This window comes from Enterobacter sp. CP102 (genome assembly GCF_025152625.1).
In the GTDB taxonomy this organism is placed as follows: domain Bacteria; phylum Pseudomonadota; class Gammaproteobacteria; order Enterobacterales; family Enterobacteriaceae; genus Enterobacter; species Enterobacter soli.
The window spans coordinates 427,580-444,428 of sequence record NZ_CP104014.1 but is presented as its reverse complement, the minus strand read 5'-3'; the positions used below and the strand labels follow the sequence as shown (position 1 = coordinate 444,428).

The 16,849-nt window shown below is 53.9% G+C and carries 20 protein-coding genes; 7 read left to right on the top strand and 13 right to left on the bottom strand.

The window, feature by feature from the left end; translation table 11 throughout:
• Positions 1 to 156: 156 nt before the first annotated feature.
• Complete coding sequence (locus N1249_RS02130) at positions 157 to 2,100, top strand: bifunctional 2',3'-cyclic-nucleotide 2'-phosphodiesterase/3'-nucleotidase (protein ID WP_259834148.1); 1,944 nt, start codon at positions 157 to 159, stop codon at positions 2,098 to 2,100.
• Positions 2,101 to 2,146: 46 nt separating this feature from the next.
• Here the strand turns inward: N1249_RS02130 and N1249_RS02125 are convergent, their stop codons facing one another.
• The 3 genes from N1249_RS02125 to N1249_RS02115 all read right to left on the bottom strand — a co-directional run bounded on the left by N1249_RS02125 (position 2,147) and on the right by N1249_RS02115 (position 3,151).
• Positions 2,147 to 2,482 carry a type II toxin-antitoxin system RelE/ParE family toxin gene (locus N1249_RS02125; RefSeq protein WP_259834145.1) on the bottom strand — a complete coding sequence of 112 codons (336 nt, stop codon included), beginning with the start codon at positions 2,480 to 2,482 and terminating at the stop codon, positions 2,147 to 2,149.
• On the bottom strand, positions 2,454 to 2,687 hold the full coding sequence (locus N1249_RS02120) for a ParD-like family protein (protein WP_259834143.1): 234 nt from the start codon (positions 2,685 to 2,687) through the stop codon (positions 2,454 to 2,456). Before N1249_RS02120 ends, N1249_RS02125 begins: the two co-directional genes overlap by 29 nt.
• 80 nt (positions 2,688 to 2,767) lie before the next feature.
• Complete coding sequence (locus tag N1249_RS02115) at positions 2,768 to 3,151, bottom strand: helix-turn-helix domain-containing protein (RefSeq protein WP_259834142.1); 384 nt, start codon at positions 3,149 to 3,151, stop codon at positions 2,768 to 2,770.
• An 84-nt stretch (positions 3,152 to 3,235) separates the two neighbouring features.
• Between N1249_RS02115 and N1249_RS02110 the strand changes: the two genes are divergently transcribed.
• The 3 genes from N1249_RS02110 to N1249_RS02100 all read left to right on the top strand — a co-directional run bounded on the left by N1249_RS02110 (position 3,236) and on the right by N1249_RS02100 (position 6,031).
• Entirely contained in the window at positions 3,236 to 4,084 is an 849-nt protein-coding gene (locus tag N1249_RS02110; protein WP_259834141.1) for an SDR family oxidoreductase, read from the top strand.
• 81 nt (positions 4,085 to 4,165) lie between these two features.
• Positions 4,166 to 4,990: an AraC family transcriptional regulator gene (locus N1249_RS02105; protein ID WP_259834139.1), complete on the top strand. Its 825-nt coding sequence runs from the start codon at positions 4,166 to 4,168 to the stop codon at positions 4,988 to 4,990.
• Between the two features lie 75 nt (positions 4,991 to 5,065).
• The gene (locus N1249_RS02100; RefSeq protein ID WP_259837959.1) at positions 5,066 to 6,031 is read left to right on the top strand and encodes a DMT family transporter; all 966 of its coding nucleotides are present in this window, start codon (positions 5,066 to 5,068) and stop codon (positions 6,029 to 6,031) included.
• Positions 6,032 to 6,109: 78 nt separating this feature from the next.
• On the opposite strand, the gene N1249_RS02095 is transcribed toward N1249_RS02100, so the two are convergent.
• Complete coding sequence (locus N1249_RS02095; protein WP_259834131.1) at positions 6,110 to 7,759, bottom strand: methyl-accepting chemotaxis protein; 1,650 nt, start codon at positions 7,757 to 7,759, stop codon at positions 6,110 to 6,112.
• Between the two features lie 247 nt (positions 7,760 to 8,006).
• Between N1249_RS02095 and ytfE the strand changes: the two genes are divergently transcribed.
• Positions 8,007 to 8,669, top strand: a complete 663-nt coding sequence (ytfE, locus tag N1249_RS02090) for an iron-sulfur cluster repair protein YtfE (protein ID WP_259834129.1) — start codon at positions 8,007 to 8,009, stop codon at positions 8,667 to 8,669.
• A gap of 86 nt (positions 8,670 to 8,755) precedes the next feature.
• Here ytfE and cycA read toward each other — a convergent pair whose 3' ends face one another.
• Positions 8,756 to 10,165, bottom strand: a complete 1,410-nt coding sequence (gene cycA, locus N1249_RS02085) for a D-serine/D-alanine/glycine transporter (protein WP_259834126.1) — start codon at positions 10,163 to 10,165, stop codon at positions 8,756 to 8,758.
• 312 nt (positions 10,166 to 10,477) lie between these two features.
• Positions 10,478 to 11,098 (bottom strand): FKBP-type peptidyl-prolyl cis-trans isomerase, encoded by a 621-nt coding sequence (gene fklB / locus N1249_RS02080; protein ID WP_168714509.1) that lies wholly within the window; start codon positions 11,096 to 11,098, stop codon positions 10,478 to 10,480.
• A 233-nt stretch (positions 11,099 to 11,331) separates the two neighbouring features.
• On the opposite strand from fklB, the gene N1249_RS02075 reads away from it, so the two are divergent.
• Positions 11,332 to 11,982 carry an OapA family protein gene (locus tag N1249_RS02075; RefSeq protein WP_259834123.1) on the top strand — a complete coding sequence of 217 codons (651 nt, stop codon included), beginning with the start codon at positions 11,332 to 11,334 and terminating at the stop codon, positions 11,980 to 11,982.
• 45 nt (positions 11,983 to 12,027) lie between these two features.
• On the opposite strand, the gene N1249_RS02070 is transcribed toward N1249_RS02075, so the two are convergent.
• From N1249_RS02070 to rpsF, 5 genes are all read right to left on the bottom strand, one after another.
• A complete protein-coding gene (locus N1249_RS02070; RefSeq protein WP_259834121.1) occupies positions 12,028 to 12,957 on the bottom strand; it encodes a DMT family transporter in 930 nt (309 codons plus the stop codon).
• A 151-nt stretch (positions 12,958 to 13,108) separates the two neighbouring features.
• Positions 13,109 to 13,558, bottom strand: a complete 450-nt coding sequence (gene rplI, locus N1249_RS02065) for a 50S ribosomal protein L9 (RefSeq protein ID WP_047346138.1) — start codon at positions 13,556 to 13,558, stop codon at positions 13,109 to 13,111.
• Between the two features lie 41 nt (positions 13,559 to 13,599).
• Positions 13,600 to 13,827: a 30S ribosomal protein S18 gene (gene rpsR, locus N1249_RS02060; RefSeq protein WP_000135199.1), complete on the bottom strand. Its 228-nt coding sequence runs from the start codon at positions 13,825 to 13,827 to the stop codon at positions 13,600 to 13,602.
• A gap of 4 nt (positions 13,828 to 13,831) precedes the next feature.
• Positions 13,832 to 14,146, bottom strand: coding sequence for a primosomal replication protein N (gene priB, locus N1249_RS02055; protein ID WP_014068638.1), 315 nt, complete (start codon positions 14,144 to 14,146; stop codon positions 13,832 to 13,834).
• 6 nt (positions 14,147 to 14,152) lie between these two features.
• Positions 14,153 to 14,548, bottom strand: a complete 396-nt coding sequence (rpsF, locus tag N1249_RS02050; protein ID WP_182063393.1) for a 30S ribosomal protein S6 — start codon at positions 14,546 to 14,548, stop codon at positions 14,153 to 14,155.
• A 343-nt stretch (positions 14,549 to 14,891) separates the two neighbouring features.
• Here rpsF and yjfY point away from each other — a divergent pair, with 343 nt between their 5' ends.
• Complete coding sequence (yjfY, locus tag N1249_RS02045) at positions 14,892 to 15,167, top strand: DUF1471 family protein YjfY (RefSeq protein WP_014068636.1); 276 nt, start codon at positions 14,892 to 14,894, stop codon at positions 15,165 to 15,167.
• 139 nt (positions 15,168 to 15,306) lie between these two features.
• Here the strand turns inward: yjfY and N1249_RS02040 are convergent, their stop codons facing one another.
• Positions 15,307 to 15,993: an L-ribulose-5-phosphate 4-epimerase gene (locus tag N1249_RS02040; RefSeq protein WP_259834120.1), complete on the bottom strand. Its 687-nt coding sequence runs from the start codon at positions 15,991 to 15,993 to the stop codon at positions 15,307 to 15,309.
• Positions 15,980 to 16,846, bottom strand: a complete 867-nt coding sequence (locus N1249_RS02035; protein ID WP_259834119.1) for an L-ribulose-5-phosphate 3-epimerase — start codon at positions 16,844 to 16,846, stop codon at positions 15,980 to 15,982. The genes N1249_RS02040 and N1249_RS02035 overlap by 14 nt, the downstream gene beginning before the upstream one ends.
• Positions 16,847 to 16,849: the final 3 nt, after the last annotated feature.

The following is a 16,849-nucleotide window of genomic DNA, read 5'->3' as shown; positions in this document are numbered from 1 at the left end:
CGTTGTTTTATTTATATCGTAATGTGAACAATTCCGCTATCTGTGAGGCAATACTGATTTCAAAACGCTTTTTTCTGGCAGGATTCACAATTCTGTAAGCAACAAAATATACATACATATTCTTTTGTGGCTTGGATCGAAAAAAGGACTCCTCTGATGATTAAGTTTAGCGCAACGCTCCTGGCAACGCTGATCGCGGCAAGTGTACAGGCGGCGACGGTGGATCTCCGCATTCTGGAAACCACCGATCTGCACAGCAACATGATGGACTTCGATTACTACAAAGATACGCCAACGGAAAAATTCGGACTGGTACGCACGGCAAGTTTGATCAATTCCGCGCGTGCTGAAGTGAAAAACAGCGTACTGGTAGATAACGGTGATTTAATTCAGGGCAGCCCGCTTGGCGACTATATGGCCGCTAAGGGGCTGAAAAAAGGCGAGATCCATCCGGTGTATAAGGCGTTGAACACCCTGGATTATACCGTTGGCAACCTGGGTAACCACGAGTTTAACTACGGTCTGAAATACCTTCACGATGCGCTGGCTGGCGCGAAGTTCCCGTACGTTAACGCCAATATCATCGACGTTAAGACCCAAAAGCCCTTATTTACCCCTTACCTGATTAAAGAAACTGAAGTCGTCGATAAAGACGGTAAAAAGCAGTCGCTGAAAATCGGTTATATCGGATTTGTACCGCCACAGATTATGACGTGGGATAAAGCCAACCTCAGCGGCAAAGTGACCGTTAACGACATCACCGAAACCGCGCGCAAATATGTGCCGGAGATGCGCGAGAAAGGAGCAGACCTGGTGGTGGTGGTCGCCCATTCGGGGCTTTCAGCCGACCCGTATCAGGTGATGGCGGAAAACTCGGTTTACTACCTGAGTGAAGTGCCGGGGGTAGATGCCATTCTGTTTGGTCACGCTCATGCCGTCTTCCCGGGCAAAGATTTCGCCAGCATCAAAGGTGCGGATGTTGAAAAAGGGACGCTGAACGGCGTGCCGTCGGTGATGCCGGGCATGTGGGGCGATCATCTTGGGGTGGTTGATCTGGTGCTGAATAACGACAGCGGCAGCTGGAAAGTTACCCAGTCGAAAGCCGAAGCGCGCCCGATTTATGATGCCGCCGCCAAAAAATCACTGGCCGCAGAAGATAAAAAGCTGGTCGACGTGCTGAAGCACGACCATGACGCCACGCGCGAATTCGTCAGCAAACCGATCGGTAAATCCGCCGACAACATGTACAGCTTCCTGGCACTTGTACAGGATGACCCGACGGTACAGGTCGTCAACATGGCGCAGAAAGCCTACGCGGAACACTTTATTCAGGGCGACCCGGACCTGGCAAAACTGCCGGTGCTTTCTGCCGCTGCACCGTTCAAAGTGGGCGGGCGTAAGAATGACCCGGCAAGCTATGTTGAAGTTGAAAAGGGCCAGCTCACTTTCCGAAATGCCGCCGATCTCTATCTCTACCCGAACACGCTGGTGGTCGTAAAAGCAACGGGTAAAGAGGTGAAAGACTGGCTTGAGTGCTCTGCCGGGCAGTTTAATCAGATCGATCCGAACAGCAGTAAACCGCAGTCGCTGATTAACTGGGACGGGTTCCGCACCTATAACTTCGACGTGATCGACGGTGTGGATTATCAGATTGATGTCACCCAACCCGCAAAATATGACGGCGAGTGCCAGACAATCAATCCGCAGGCAGAACGAATCAAACACCTGACCTTCAACGGTAAGCCGCTTGACCCGGATGCTACCTTCCTGGTGGTCACCAATAACTACCGCGCCTACGGCGGAAAGTTTGCCGGAACGGGTGACAGCCATATCGCCTTTGCCTCACCAGACGAGAACCGCTCCGTACTGGCGGCCTGGATCAGCGCAGAGTCGAAGAAGGCGGGTGAAATTCATCCGGCGGTGGATAACAACTGGCGTCTGGCGCCGATCCACAGCGACACGAAGCTGGATATCCGCATTGAAACGTCACCATCCGATAAGGCAGCAACGTTCATCAAGGATAAGGCGCAGTACCCGATGACTCAGGTCGGGACAGACGATATCGGGTTTGCAATCTATCAGGTGGATTTGAGCAAATAGCGCAGTGTGTGCCGGGTGGGCTTCGCTTACCCGGCCCAGGAAGTCATCATTCCGGAGAAACAATGAAATGGAGGTCAGCGCTTCGGGCGCGCTTCATTTCTTTATAGAAATTTTCATGGGAGGAGACACTCAACAGGTACAGTTCCAGTTTCTGTTCCAGCCATGAATAACCGAGCAGCATAAGTTGTTTCTGTATATGGAATTTATGCACCCGCAGATAGTTCAAATCTCCCTTTTTTAGATCTCCGAGATGTGGGTCAACGATAATCTTGTCAATTTCGTCTTCCACGAGCTTAAGCACGGCATCACTTAATTTATCCAACGCTTTTTCAAAACGACGCGTCTGAATAACCTCAATCGGTTCGTTTCGTCCTTCGCACATAACGCGTTACCTTTCCATTATCGACTTCGCTACGCGCAAGAAGTGTCTCCAGAATGAAACTGTACGGTAAATCCGGATTCTCTTCAGCGATCCTGCCAATCCTGGCCCAGTGCTCGATTTGTTTAGGCACGCTCCGGCTGGCCGCTTCGGCATGAATTTTCACGTCCGAAACGAAGTCTTCATCCAAACGAATGCTAATAGCCATAATCATCTATCCTGAACGTCACACAGTTGACGTAATAAGTTTGCGCCTTTTGATTGCAACACGCAACAAATTGTCGCATTTTACGCCGCGCGATCGTCCCGGTTCGCCAGCACCAGAGGCGTATTTACTTCAATCCAGTCTGCAAGTGCAGCCACTTTCTCGCTGACCTCTTTCCCTAACGGCGTCAGGCTATACTCTACGTGCGGCGGCACGACCGGATACGAAACGCGATCGATAAACCCGTCCTGCTCCAGCGCCTGAAGCGACTGGGCCAGCATCTTCTCGCTCACGCCGCCCATTTTGCGGCGCAGGTCGCTAAAGCGATGCGTGCCATCACGCAGCGCCACCAGGATCAGCACGCCCCAGCGGCTGGTGACATGCTTTAACACTTCACGCGATGGGCACTGTTCGGCAAACAGGTTTCCGTCCCGTAACTGTTCACTGAGCGTTGGAGTCGTTTTCATACTTACCTTTTTGTGCGTACTTACTAAAAGTTAGTGTTGGTGATAGTGTGCCACAACACAAGACAAACACGAAGGAGTTCCCTCATGATCGCAATTACCGGTGCTACCGGCCAGCTTGGCCAACTCGTTATTGAACACCTGCTGAAAACTGTTCCGGCCAGTCAGATTGTGGCCATTGTGCGTAATCCGGCAAAAGCCGGGGGACTGAGCCAGCAAGGCATTGTTGTGCGTCAGGCGGATTATACCGACCAGGCAGCGTTTACTGCGGCGCTGAACGGCGTGGATAAACTCCTGTTGATCTCGTCCAGCGAAGTGGGCCAGCGTGCCACGCAGCATCAGAATGTCATTAACGCCGCTAAAGCTGCGGGTGTGAAATTCATCGCTTACACCAGCCTGCTGCACGCCGATAAATCCCCGCTGGGGCTGCACGTTGAGCACGTGGCCACCGAGAAAGCGCTGGCAGAATCTGGCGTGCCTTACGCCCTGCTGCGCAACGGCTGGTACACCGAAAACTATCTGGCAAGCGCGCCGCCTGCGCTGGAGCACGGCGTATTCATTGGTGCCGCCGGTGAGGGCAAAATTGCCTCTGCGACCCGCGCAGACTATGCCGCCGCCGCCGCAACGGTTATCTCCCAGGATGGCCACGCGGGTAAGGTGTATGAACTGGCGGGCGACAACGCCTGGACACTGAGCGAACTGGCCGCTGAGCTGAGCAAACAGAGCGGTAAAAACGTGGCGTATCAGAACCTGAGCGAAGCTGATTTTGCCGCCGCGCTGAAAGGCGTTGGCTTGCCTGCCGGGCTGGCAGATATGCTTGCCGATTCCGACACCGGCGCGTCTAAAGGTGGCCTGTTCGACGACAGCCATACCCTGAGCAAGCTGATTGGCCGCCCAACGACGCCACTGGCTGAGAGCGTCAAAGCCATCCTGTAATTGTTACAAACTGGTTATTTTTTGTGGCATCCCCTCGGGTCATCTCTGATAATGAAGAGATGACCCGTGAGGAGGTTCACCGTGCAAGGCGTACCAGAACAGTTTACTGATGAGAGAGACAGCGCGCGCTTTCGCCATCTGGCGCAGGTGCCGGGCATCGAACTGTATCATGCACATATTTCAGACTACGCCTTTGAGCCTCATACCCACGAAGCCTTTGGTATCGGCACCATAGAAACCGGTGCCGAGCGCTTTCGCTATCGCGGGACTCAGTATCTTGCCCCTGCGCAATCTGTCGTCACCATGAACCCGGACGAGATCCACACCGGCGAGTCTGCCACTGACGATGGCTGGCGCTATCGGATGGTCTATCTTGAACCCCAGCTCCTCGAAGAGGTGACCGGCATTCGCCACTGGTGGTTTAGCGATGTGACACGCCACGATCCCCTTCGCTCACAGCACATCGGCCAGCTGATATACGGCCTGTGGCACACGGACGATCCGCTGGCGCAAAAAGGGATGTTGCTGGAGCTGATTGAGACATTCCAGCCGCTCGCCCGCCACGCGCCCGTGATTCAGGAAGGCGCACACCGCTTCGAGCGCGTGCGTGAATATCTGCACGACAACTATATGCACCCACTCACATTAGATGAGCTGGCGAACGTGGTGTCGCTAAGCCCGTACCATTTTCAGCGCCAGTTCAAAGCCCATTTCCATGTCACTCCGCATCAGATGCTGATGGCGATCCGCCTCTGGCGCGCCAAAGCGTTTCTGACTCACGGGATGCCCGCCGCCGAAGTCGCCGCTGCAACCGGCCTTACCGATCAGTCCCATTTAACCCGTGCATTCACCCGTCGCTACGGCATTACACCGGTACGCTACCAGAAGCAGGTCGTTAAGCGCTAATGCGCAATCTCATACAATACGGCGGTTTTATCCCTTTCTACACTGATGGCAGAGTGAATGAATGTGGATGGAAAAATGATTAGCGGCGTGTTGTATGCCCTGCTTGCAGGTTTAATGTGGGGGCTGATATTTGTCGGCCCAGTTATCGTGCCGGAATACCCGGCGATTTTGCAGTCCACCGGGCGCTATCTGGCGCTTGGGCTGATTGCCCTTCCTCTGGCCTGGTTTGGTCGCGGGCGGTTACGCCAGCTTAGCCGCCAGGACTGGGGAACCGCGCTGGCATTAACCATGATGGGGAACCTCATCTATTACGTGTGCCTCGCCAGTGCCATTCAGCGCACGGGCGCGCCGGTTTCCACCATGATTATCGGCACGCTGCCGGTAGTGATCCCGGTGTTTGCCAACCTGCTTTACAGTCATCGTGATGGCAAGCTGCCGTGGTCAAAAATGGTGCCTGCACTGGCCTGTATTGCTGCCGGGTTAGTGTGCGTGAACGTTGCCGAGCTCAGTCACGGGCTGGCTGATTTCAGCTGGTGGCGTTATGGCTCTGGCATCTTACTGGCGCTGGTTTCCGTGGTGTGCTGGGCGTGGTATGCCTTGCGTAATGCCCGCTGGCTGCGGGAAAACCCGGACAAACATCCGATGATGTGGGCCACGGCGCAGGCGCTGGTTACGCTGCCCGTCTCGCTGGTGGGCTATGTGGGAGCCTGCGCGTGGTTAGGCGTGCAACAACCTGAATTCGCCCTGCCCTTCGGGCCGCGCCCGTGGGTGTTTGTCGGCTTAATGGTGGCTATCGCGGTGCTCTGCTCCTGGGTGGGTGCGCTTTGCTGGAACATCGCCAGCCAGAAGTTACCCACGGTGATCCTGGGGCCACTGATTGTCTTTGAAACCCTTGCCGGGCTGCTTTACACCTTCCTGATGCGCCAGAGCGTGCCGCCGCTGCTGACAGCCTGCGGAATAGTTCTGCTGGTGGTTGGCGTGGTAATTGCGGTGAGGGCAAAGCCGGAAAAACCGATGGTGATTCCGGCGTCTGAGATGTGAGCATTGCCCAGCGGCGCTGCGCTTGCAGGGCCTACAAAACAGTAGGCCCTGCAAGCGTCAGCGCCACCCAGCATGATGTTAAAACGTTTCCCAGTTGGCTTCAGTCGCCGCCGCTACGGGCTGCGCTTTTGGCACATAGGTTTTTACCGGAGCCGCTTTCACTGCCTGGCCGCGCGCAATTTTAAATACCGCGACCGCTTCGTTAAGACGTGCAGCCTGATCTTCCAGCGCAGCCGCAGCTGCGGCAGACTCTTCCACCAGCGAGGCGTTTTGCTGAGTCACGCGATCCATCTCCGCAACAGCCTGACCGACCTGGTCGATACCTCGACTCTGCTCGTCAGACGCAGAGGCGATCTCACCCATAATGTCCGTCACACGGGTCACGGCATTGACGATTTCCGCCATCGTGGCACCCGCTTCGTTCACCAGCTGAGAGCCCGCGCTAACGCGTTCGCCGGAATCATCGATCAGCGCTTTGATCTCTTTCGCAGCCTGGGCACTGCGTTGTGCCAGGGTACGAACTTCACCCGCCACCACTGCAAAGCCACGGCCCTGCTCACCTGCACGCGCCGCTTCAACCGCTGCGTTCAGCGCCAGGATATTGGTCTGGAAAGCGATACCGTCGATAACGTTTGTGATCTGGGCAATTTTGCTGGAGCTGGTAGCGATTTCGTCCATGGTACGCACCACGCCTTCCACCACGTTGCCACCTTTCTTCGCAGTTGAAGAGGCATCCAGTGCCAGGCGGGAAGCCTGACGTGCATTGTCGGCGTTTTGCTTAACAGTTGCCGTCAGCTGTTCCATGCTGGCTGCGGTTTCTTCCAGAGAAGCGGCCTGCTGTTCAGTACGGGAAGAAAGGTCATTGCTGCCCGCTGAAATTTCGCCGGCACCGGTGTAGATGGTATCTGCACCCTGACGCACCACACCGACCGTATTTGCCAGCGCTTTTTGCATCTCCTGGACGTTGTGGGCCAGCAGCGCCATCTCATTTTTACCGCTGGCGTCGACGGGCTGAGTCAAATCACCAGCAGCAATGGCACGGATATGGCCGATGACATCCTGCAACGGCAGCAGCAGCACTCGACGCATTGCAATCCAGCTGGCGATAATCACACCCACGACGATCAGCATAATGACAGAGAGCGCCCACAGGATGCGCTTGTAGTCACTTTCATTATCCTTGATCCCTTTGTTGGCAAGCTTCGCCTGGGCAGTACGCCACTCGTGATAGACTTTCTGCATGGCGTTCTGCTTCTGCTCGGCATTCTGTTTGAACATGTCTTCCAGATTGCCCTGCGCCAGCAGTACGTTCATTTGCGTCAGCGTGGCGGAGTAAATACGGTACTGCTCTTCCAGCTGCTTAGGTAATTCTTCACCCAGCCCCGGCGTATTTGGCAGCGCGTAGTATTTATCGAAATGCGCCTGTGCATCAGCCAGCAGATTTTTTGCCGTCTCTACCAGTTCATTCAGCTGACCGCCGTTAATCTGGGTCGCCACGCTGCTTTGCAGGCGCAACATCCCACGGTTCAGGGTGACACGCGCCTGGTTGAGGCTGATCCACGCATCGGTGAACTCCGCGACGTTTTGGCTCGCCACCTGAGAAACGGTGAAGTTATCTTTGTCGTTATTTAGCGCATTAATAAAAATGCCGGCGGAGATCAGTTGCATGATGCCGAGCACAAGCAGCACCGAGACCAGGAGGGTAATCACTTTTATACGTTTAAACATTCGTCGCCTTTTTATATGCAGGATATTGTCTGACGTGTAACTATCGGCAGGCAGGCCGTGTTGTTTAATGTTTCTTCAGTTTCAAAACCCCCTTACCTGGAATTTTTTGAATTCATTCAGAAGCTTAAAACATAAGAAATTTTTGTGATTCCCCTCACGTTTTCGTGCGTGCCACTAAAGGGTTATAGCATCGCCTTAAAGATGCATTTAAAATGCATCTTATATTATTGATGATGAGGTAACTGCTATGGCCTTCCGCGACCAACCACTCGGCGAGCTGGCGCTCTCCATCCCTCGCGCTTCTGCGCTGTTTCGTAAATACGACATGGATTACTGCTGCGGCGGTAAGCAAACACTGGCGCGCGCGGCTTCGCGCAAAGAGCTGGATGTAGAGGTTATTGAAGCGGAGCTGGCAAAACTGGCCGAGCAGCCTGTCGGGAAAGACTGGCGCAAGGTTGAGCTTGCAGAAATCATCGACCACATCATCGTGCGTTACCACGACCGTCACCGTGAACAACTGCCTGAACTGATTTTACAGGCGACCAAAGTTGAACGTGTTCATGCTGACAAACCTTCGGTTCCACGTGGTCTGGCGAAATACCTGACCATGCTGCATGAAGAACTTTCCAGCCACATGATGAAAGAAGAGCAGATCCTCTTCCCGATGATCAAACAGGGAATGGGCAGCCAGGCGATGGGGCCAATCAGCGTGATGGAAAGCGAGCACGACGATGCGGGCGAACTGCTGGAAGTGATCAAACACACCACCAACAACGTCACTCCGCCGCCAGAAGCCTGTACCACCTGGAAAGCGATGTACAACGGCATTAACGAGATGATCGACGATCTGATGGAACACATCAGCCTTGAAAATAACGTTCTGTTCCCGCGTGCATTAGCGGGTGAATAAAAAAGCCCGGTGGCGCTAGCGCTTACCGGGCCTACAACATCCTCGAACGTAGGCCGGGTAAGCGTCAGCGCCACCCGGCAACATGCTTAACGCACGCCCGCCATACGTTTCTTACCGATAAACAGCCAGCCCAGACCCAGCGCAATGAACCACAGCGGCGTAACAAGCAACGCCTGACGGGTATCATCCTCCAGCGTCAGCAGCACGATAACGAACGCGAAGAACGCCATGCACACCCAGCACATCAGCTTGCCCAGCGGCATCTTGTAGATCGATTTTTCATGCAGGTGCGGACGCTGTTTGCGGTACACCAGGTATGAGCACAGGATGATGGTCCAGACAAACATGAACAGGATCGCAGACACCGTGGTGATCATGGTGAACGCGCCAATCACGCTTGGGTTAACGTAGAGCATCACCACGCCGCCCAGCAGACACATACAGGAGAAGGTCAACCCTTTCGCCGGTACCGCACGCTTAGACAATTTCGCGAACGCGCTCGGCGCTACGCCTTCCTGCGCCAGGCCAAACAGCATCCGGCTGGTAGAGAACACGCCGCTATTTGCCGAAGAGGCCGCAGAGGTGAGCACCACGAAGTTAATCAGGCTTGCCGCCGCCGGCAGCCCCACCAGCACAAACAGCTCGACGAACGGGCTCTTGGTTGGCACAACAGAGCTCCACGGCGTGACCGACATGATGATGATCAGCGCAAACACGTAGAACATAATGATACGCACAGGGATGGAGTTAATGGCGCGTGGCAGGGATTTCTCCGGATCTTTGGTTTCCGCAGCGGTGGTGCCCACCAGCTCAATACCCACAAACGCAAACACCGCAATCTGGAAGCCGGCAAAGAAGCCGCTCAGCCCTTTAGGGAACCAGCCGCCGTCATTCCACAGATGGGTAAAGGAAGCCTGAACACCCGTAGGTGACTGGAAGTGCGTGAGAACCATGACCAGCCCCACCACAATCAGCCCCACGATGGCGACGATTTTGATCATCGCAAACCAGAACTCCATTTCACCGAACATTTTCACGGTGGCCAGGTTGAGGCTCAGCAGCAGAACAATCACCGCCAGCGATGCCACCCAGTCAGAAAGGCCGGGGAACCAGAACTGGGCGTATGCGGTAATGGCAACCACGTCGGCCATCCCTGTGACTACCCAGCAGAACCAGTAAGTCCAGCCCGTAAAATAACCTGCCCACGGCCCTAAAAGGTCGGATGCGAAGTCGCTGAAGGATTTGTATTCAAGATTCGAGAGCAGCAATTCACCCATTGCACGCATCACGAAGAAGAGCATAAAACCGATGATCATATAGACAAAGATGATCGACGGACCGGCAAGACTGATGGTTTTGCCCGACCCCATAAACAGCCCGGTACCGATGGCACCCCCGATGGCAATAAGCTGAATATGACGGTTTGTGAGATTGCGCCGTAGCGACTGTTCAGACGGCGCTTCTTCTTCAGCGACGACTTTGACCTGATCTACCATGTGATATTTTCCTGTTTATGCCTGTCTGTGTTGTTAAGGCTCTTCTGGCCTTTAAATACGTCAAAAAATGACGTTCCCCGTGTAAGGGCTAATCGATATTAGGTAAGAATCGGCGGGATGAATACTATGAATTGGATATTATGTTAACAATATGTTGAAAGTGAGTGTCATATCACTCATACAGCGCGAAACAGCTCACAAAAATACACGCAACAGTTTCGTTTGCAAGATAAAATGTTGATTCCGTCGTAACTATAGGTTTTATCACTATTTTCCTCTCCCCGGGTGGAGAGAGGAAATAAGAAAAGCCGATTACAGGATTTCCAGCAGCTCGACTTCAAACACCAGGGTGCTGAACGGTGGGATAGACGCGCCAGCGCCACGCTCGCCGTAGGCCAGGTTTTGCGGGATAGTCAGCTCCCATTTGGAACCCACTGGCATCAGGGTCAGTGCTTCGATCCAGCCAGCAATGACGCCGTTCACCGGGAACTCAGCCGGTTCGCCGCGCGCAACAGAGCTGTCGAACACAGTCCCGTCGATAAGCTTACCGGTGTAATGCACGCGAACGTGATCAGTACGAGCCGGGATTGCGCCATCGCCCTGGTTGATTACGCGGAACTGGAGGCCAGATTCAGTGCTGTTCACGCCTTCACGCTCGCGGTTCTCTTCCAGGAATTTAACGCCTTCTGCCGCCATCTCTTCGAAACGTGAGCGACGTACGGCGTCAGCACGTTCGTGGATTTCGCGCAGCGCACGGTGCACAACATCTACAGGAACAGCAGGGTGTTTGCCTTCCAGCGCGTCAGCGATACCCGCCACCAGCGCTTCCGGTAACAGTCCTTCCAGGCCGGATTCGCTCAGCTGCTGGCCTACCTGCAAGCCGATACCGTAGCTTGCCTGCGCTTCGATAGTGTCAAAAGTCGGGGTGGTCATGGGTTTTCCTTCCATCACATTTAAAGTAGCGGGCAGCATAACAGTCACACCCCATCGGGTAAAACTTTGTCTTAAGTTAGGATGACAAATCGCGGGGAAACAGAAACAATAGAGCCCGTCAGGATATTTCCTAAATATGTGTCACGGAAGCCGACTTTGTTACGCCCTTCAGGCAGTTAGCAAACTACACTTCTCAGGACAGGATAAAAAAGACGCGGAGCAGGAGGAAAGCCATGCCCGGGCGATTTGAACTGAAACCTACCCTGGCGAAAATCTGGCAAGCACCAGACAATTTTCGCCTCATGGACCCGCTGCCGTCTTTGCATCGCAAAGGCATCATCATTGGGGCGCTGCTGGTCATTCTGGGCTTCCTGCTTCCTTCTGGTGGCGATAACAGCGATACCGCGCCAGTCGCCCGCAACGCGCAGCTGGATATCCAGTCTCAGGCGCGGCCGCAGCCAGACCCTCAGCCAATGCAGACTCAGCTGGTCACCCCCTCTAACGATCCGGGCCAGGTCGCTCCCGTTGAGCCAGAGCCAGTCCAGGACGAACAACCGCAGGAGCAGGCATCTACTCCTGCGCAACCGCAAGCCCAGACTCAGCAGCCGACAGGTATCGAGCAGCAATGGCGTTCGTATCGTGTAGAGCCGGGTAAAACGCTCGCGCAGCTGTTCCGCGACCATAATCTGCCGCCAACAGATGTCTATGCCATGGCACAGGTTGAAGGGGCGGGTAAACCGCTCAGCAACTTGCAGAATGGCCAACTGGTGCAGATCCGCCAGAATGCCAGCGGCGTTGTGACCGGGTTAACGATTGATACCGGGAATGGTCAGCAGGTGCTGTTTACGCGCCAGCCCGATGGCAGTTTTATTCGCGCACGCTAGTTCTGTAGGCCGGGTAAGGTGTAGCAGCCACCCGGCACACTGTTCTCAGGCACTCCGCTTATTCACCCACCTGATCCCCGAACAGACCAATACCAGCGCAATCGCATATTTGATATCCAGAATATTTTCCCCGAGGAAAATGGCGGATAAGACTGTGCCTGCCACCGGCACAACGAAGTTAAACGGCGCAATCATACTGACGCGGTTTACTTTCAGCAGCACGCTCCACAGCGCAAAGGCTACGGATGAGAGCAGCGTCAGATACCCCAGCACGGCGATGGCCTTCATACTGTGCACTTCCAGCGTTCCGCCTGTTGCATATCCTCCACCCACCAACACCAGTCCACCGATAGCAAGCTGCCAGCCTGTCATTACCGTAGGATCGACCGTCTGGGAGATCCGTTTCCCGTATAGCGTGGCGGCAGAAAGAATAAAGGCCGCCAGAACCACGAAGCCATCGCCGTTCCAGACAAAGCGGAATTCACTTAACCCGCTGTGGAAGTTCACCAGCATGACCCCTGCAAACCCCAAAATGCAGCCCAGCGTCTTGTTATAGCTGAGTTTGTCGTTGTGATAGATAAAGTGCGCCAGCAACACGCTAAAGAAAGTGCCAGTGGCATTCATGATCGAGCCGTTGACGCCTGTCGTGTAGGCCAGCCCTATATAGAAGAAGGTGTACTGAATCGAGGTCTGTGTCAGACCGAGGAGGGTGAGCTGGCCGAACTGCTTTGTTGTCAGCCGGGCGATAGGTTTGCGCTGCGCCAGTGCAAACAGCAACAGGAGAAGCCCCGCGAAAAGAAAACGGTATCCGGCGAAAACGACTTTTGACGGAATATCATCAGTCGCGATACTAAAGAGTTCATATCCGCTTTTTATTGCCGGGTAAGAACTTCCCCAGAGCAAACAGCACAGTGTGGCACAGGCATAAGCGACATTTTTGCGGGCGAAAATCGGTACGGATAAGGGGGTGTCCATAGCAAATCTCAAAGATAAAATTGCGTTTCATTTTATTATCTGAGAATGCGGCAGGAATAGCTACCATACAAGAAGAAAAGATGATTACTGGTAGCTTAAAACGCAAAACGCCGGCACAAGGCCGGCGCTTCGACGCGAGCAGAGTAAAAAATTACTCAGCTACAACGTTAACAACCAGTTTAGCGAATACTTCGCTGTGAACCTGGAAGTCAACTTCGTGCTCACCAGTGGTACGCAGAACGCCGTTCGGCAGACGAACTTCGCTCTTAGCCACTTTAACGCCTGCTGCAGAAACTGCATCAGCGATATCGCGGGTACCGATGGAACCGAACAGTTTACCTTCGTCGCCAGCTTTGGAAGCGATGGTAACGGTGCCCAGTGCGTTGATTGACTCAGCGCGAGCATTAGCAGCCGCCAGAACGTCAGCCAGTTTGGCTTCCAGTTCAGCACGACGTGCTTCGAAAAACTCTACGTTTTTCTTAGTAGCTGGAACAGCTTTACCCTGTGGAACCAGGAAGTTACGAGCGTAGCCCGCTTTAACGTTTACCTGATCACCCAGGCTGCCCAGGTTTGCTACTTTATCAAGCAGAATAACTTGCATTACCTTATCCTCTTAAAGTCGTATTAATGGACCGTGCCCGATTACTGATGACGATCAGTGTACGGCAGCAGGGACAGGTAGCGAGCGCGTTTGATAGCGCGAGCCAGCTGACGCTGGTATTTTGCACGAGTACCGGTGATACGGCTTGGGACAATCTTACCGCTTTCGGTGATGTAGTTTTTCAGCGTTGCGATATCTTTATAGTCGATCTCTTGAACGCCTTCCGCGGTGAAACGGCAGAACTTGCGACGACGGAAATAACGTGCCATATGGCTAGTCTCCAGAATCTATCAAATCAATCTGCTCGGCATGCAGAACCATTTTGCTCAGACCGTTCTTTGCCTTGTGGCAAGAAATGAACCCCTGAACGATTACTGCACTACCGACCGTTATACTGTGAGTAATGGCCTGGTTTTCGTGTCCGCTAATAATAACGGGCATTTGGCACCACGCCTGCCGGTGAAACCCGGCTTCCTCTTGCACAGAACGATGCTCAAGCACGAACTGGCAATGCGGAATTCCTGATGGACTGACCTTTCGAAGGGGGGTCCTGCACACAGTGCCTGACAACACCAGACGGTTGGTCATCAGAAATTACTCTTCAGAATCCCCAGCATCAGAATCATCTGCGGTTTCGTTTGCGAAATCATCGCGACGCTCACGGCGCTCGTCTTTCGCTTTAACCATCGGAGATGCTTCGGTAACTGCGTTTTTAGTACGCATAACCATGCTGCGGATAACGGCATCGTTGAAGCGGAAGTTAGTTTCCAGCTCATCGATCACTTCCTGCGGAGCTTCAACGTTCAGCAGAACGTAGTGAGCTTTGTGCAGTTTGTTGATCGGGTAAGCCAGCTGACGGCGGCCCCAGTCTTCCAGACGGTGGATCGTGCCCGCTGCTGCAGTGATTGCACCAGTGTAGCGCTCGATCATACCCGGAACCTGTTCGCTCTGGTCAGGATGGACCATAAAAACGATTTCGTAATGACGCATCGAATTGCTCCTTACGGATTATTCAGCCTCCTGTCTGGGTCAGCCGAGGCCCGGGGAGGCAAGGAACGTGTTAAAGGTCGGCTGAAAAATTGACGCGTCATAATACTTGTGTGCCCCCGGAAACTCAAGCTGATTGAACAAAAAATTCGCACAAAGCGCAAAGCTGGACTAAGTGGATGATTTAAAATTAATCACATCAGGAAGCGTTGTTTTTTTGAACAACAGCATCAGAAATGGTCACCAATACCCTCCAGAGAAGCGATTAAACTTTAATCAGAGTTCATCCGAAGGCAGAAGGAGATGTTTAAACCGTCACACAGCACGCAGTCGTGGAGCGCATATCATGAAAAAAATCGCAATCGCCATTATGGCTGCGCTTTTGCTTAGTGCAAACGCGATGGCAGCCATCAAGATAGACGGCCGGCAGGCCAGAAACATGGATGATGTGCAAAGCTTAGGCGTAATCTACATCAATCATAATTTCGCCACTGAAAGTGAAGCAGATCAGGCAATTAACGAAGAAACCGATGCCCAGGGCGCAAAATACTATCACGTCATTCTGATGCGTGAGCCCGGCAGCAACGGCAACATGCACGCAAGTGCAGATATTTACCGATAACGCTTTAACGCTAGCACCAGGAAAGCCAACAAAGACAACATAGCCATAGTTTGACTTGCCCCCTGCCCGGGGGCTTTTTTTTGCAGATGGCTCTGAAATACCACCGGTTACAACGATTTCGGTATTCCAGAGCGCATGTTTACTTCTGCCCGTAATAGGCATCCGGACCATGCTTACGCATGAAGTGCTTGTTCATCAGATAATCATCAATAACCTGAAGCTGTGGGTTAATCCCGCGGGCAATCCAGGCCATTCGCGCCACTTCTTCCATCACCACCGCATTGTGCACGGCATCGTGAGCGTCTTTTCCCCAGGCGAATGGGCCGTGCTGATAGACCACTATGCCAGGCGTGTGCAGCGGTTCCCGCTCACCGAGTGTTTCGATGATCACCTGTCCGGTGTTGAGCTCATACTGTCCTTCCACTTCCGCCTGAGTAAGCGCGCGTGTGCAAGGAATATCGCCGAAGAAATAGTCTGCATGGGTGGTGCCCAACGCCGGGATAGCCAACCCTGCTTGTGCCCAGGCGGTAGCATGTGTTGAGTGGGTATGCACGATACCACCCAGCGACGGATACCGCTGATAAAGCGCCAGATGAGTAGCCGTATCCGATGATGGCCGCCATCGGCCCTCGACGACATTCCCTTCAAGATCAACGACCACCATATCGTCAGCTTTCATGGTGTCGTAGGCCACACCACTTGGCTTAATCACCACAAGCCCTTGCTCACGATCGATAGCACTGACGTTGCCCCAGGTGAATGTCACCAGGCCATAACGCGGGAGATCCATATTGGCGTCAAAGACCTGCTGCTTAAGCTGCTTCATGCCCGGCCTCCAGTAACCCTGCCCGCGCCATGCGCTCGCGCACCCAGTCTCGTGCTTTTGCCACTTCACCCGCCGGATCGTCCGATGTTTCACTCCACATCTCAATCAGATAGGGCCCGCAATAGCCGGTCTGCTTGAGAGTCTGGAAGCACCGTTCGAAATCCACCACCCCGGTGCCGAACGGAACATTTTTGAACACCCCCGGACGCGTATCTTTGACGTGCACCGCCACGATATGCCCCATCCCCGCCTGCAACTCCATCTGTACATCGTTATCCCATGCCGACAGGTTGCCGATATCAGGGTAAAGCTGGAACCAGGGGTTATTCAGGTAGTGTGCGTAACCCAGCGCCTTGCTGATGGAGTTCATCAGCGGATAGTCCATGATTTCCATCGCCAGCGTCACCTGGGCACGACTGGCCATTTCAACGCTCTCTTTCAGCCCATCGCGGAAGCGGCGGCGCGTTTCATCATTGGCTTGCTGATAATAGACATCGTATCCGGCGAGCTGGATGACGCGGATCCCCACATCCTGGGCAAACTGAATGGCTTTACGCATGATGTCCAGACCCTGAGCGCGTACCGCATCGTCTTCACTTCCCAGTGGAAAACGACGGTGAGCGCTCAGGCACATAGAGGGTACACGCACGCCGGTTTCTGCCACCGCATTCACCAGCGCCAGGCGCTGTTCGCGGCTCCAGTCCAGCCGGGAGAGACGCGCATCGGTTTCGTCTACTGACATTTCGACAAAATCGAATCCCAGCTGCTTTGCAAGCTGCAGTCGTTCTGACCAGCACTCCCCCGCGGGGAGCGCCTTTTCATAAATGCCAAGCGGGACCTGTTTTGACAACATACC

Excerpts from the sequence above, each read along its gene's own strand:
- N1249_RS02130 (WP_259834148.1), top strand. The coding sequence starts at position 157 with ATGATTAAGTTTAGCGCAACGCTCCTGGCAACGCTGATCGCGGCAAGT.
- N1249_RS02125 (WP_259834145.1), bottom strand. The coding sequence starts at position 2,482 with ATGTGCGAAGGACGAAACGAACCGATTGAGGTTATTCAGACGCGTCGT.
- N1249_RS02120 (WP_259834143.1), bottom strand. The coding sequence starts at position 2,687 with ATGGCTATTAGCATTCGTTTGGATGAAGACTTCGTTTCGGACGTGAAA.
- N1249_RS02115 (WP_259834142.1), bottom strand. The coding sequence starts at position 3,151 with ATGAAAACGACTCCAACGCTCAGTGAACAGTTACGGGACGGAAACCTG.
- N1249_RS02110 (WP_259834141.1), top strand. The coding sequence starts at position 3,236 with ATGATCGCAATTACCGGTGCTACCGGCCAGCTTGGCCAACTCGTTATT.
- N1249_RS02100 (WP_259837959.1), top strand. The coding sequence starts at position 5,066 with ATGATTAGCGGCGTGTTGTATGCCCTGCTTGCAGGTTTAATGTGGGGG.
- N1249_RS02095 (WP_259834131.1), bottom strand. The coding sequence starts at position 7,759 with ATGTTTAAACGTATAAAAGTGATTACCCTCCTGGTCTCGGTGCTGCTT.
- ytfE (WP_259834129.1), top strand. The coding sequence starts at position 8,007 with ATGGCCTTCCGCGACCAACCACTCGGCGAGCTGGCGCTCTCCATCCCT.
- cycA (WP_259834126.1), bottom strand. The coding sequence starts at position 10,165 with ATGGTAGATCAGGTCAAAGTCGTCGCTGAAGAAGAAGCGCCGTCTGAA.
- fklB (WP_168714509.1), bottom strand. The coding sequence starts at position 11,098 with ATGACCACCCCGACTTTTGACACTATCGAAGCGCAGGCAAGCTACGGT.
- N1249_RS02075 (WP_259834123.1), top strand. The coding sequence starts at position 11,332 with ATGCCCGGGCGATTTGAACTGAAACCTACCCTGGCGAAAATCTGGCAA.
- N1249_RS02070 (WP_259834121.1), bottom strand. The coding sequence starts at position 12,957 with ATGGACACCCCCTTATCCGTACCGATTTTCGCCCGCAAAAATGTCGCT.
- rplI (WP_047346138.1), bottom strand. The coding sequence starts at position 13,558 with ATGCAAGTTATTCTGCTTGATAAAGTAGCAAACCTGGGCAGCCTGGGT.
- rpsR (WP_000135199.1), bottom strand. The coding sequence starts at position 13,827 with ATGGCACGTTATTTCCGTCGTCGCAAGTTCTGCCGTTTCACCGCGGAA.
- priB (WP_014068638.1), bottom strand. The coding sequence starts at position 14,146 with ATGACCAACCGTCTGGTGTTGTCAGGCACTGTGTGCAGGACCCCCCTT.
- rpsF (WP_182063393.1), bottom strand. The coding sequence starts at position 14,548 with ATGCGTCATTACGAAATCGTTTTTATGGTCCATCCTGACCAGAGCGAA.
- yjfY (WP_014068636.1), top strand. The coding sequence starts at position 14,892 with ATGAAAAAAATCGCAATCGCCATTATGGCTGCGCTTTTGCTTAGTGCA.
- N1249_RS02040 (WP_259834120.1), bottom strand. The coding sequence starts at position 15,993 with ATGAAGCAGCTTAAGCAGCAGGTCTTTGACGCCAATATGGATCTCCCG.
- N1249_RS02035 (WP_259834119.1), bottom strand. The coding sequence starts at position 16,846 with ATGTTGTCAAAACAGGTCCCGCTTGGCATTTATGAAAAGGCGCTCCCC.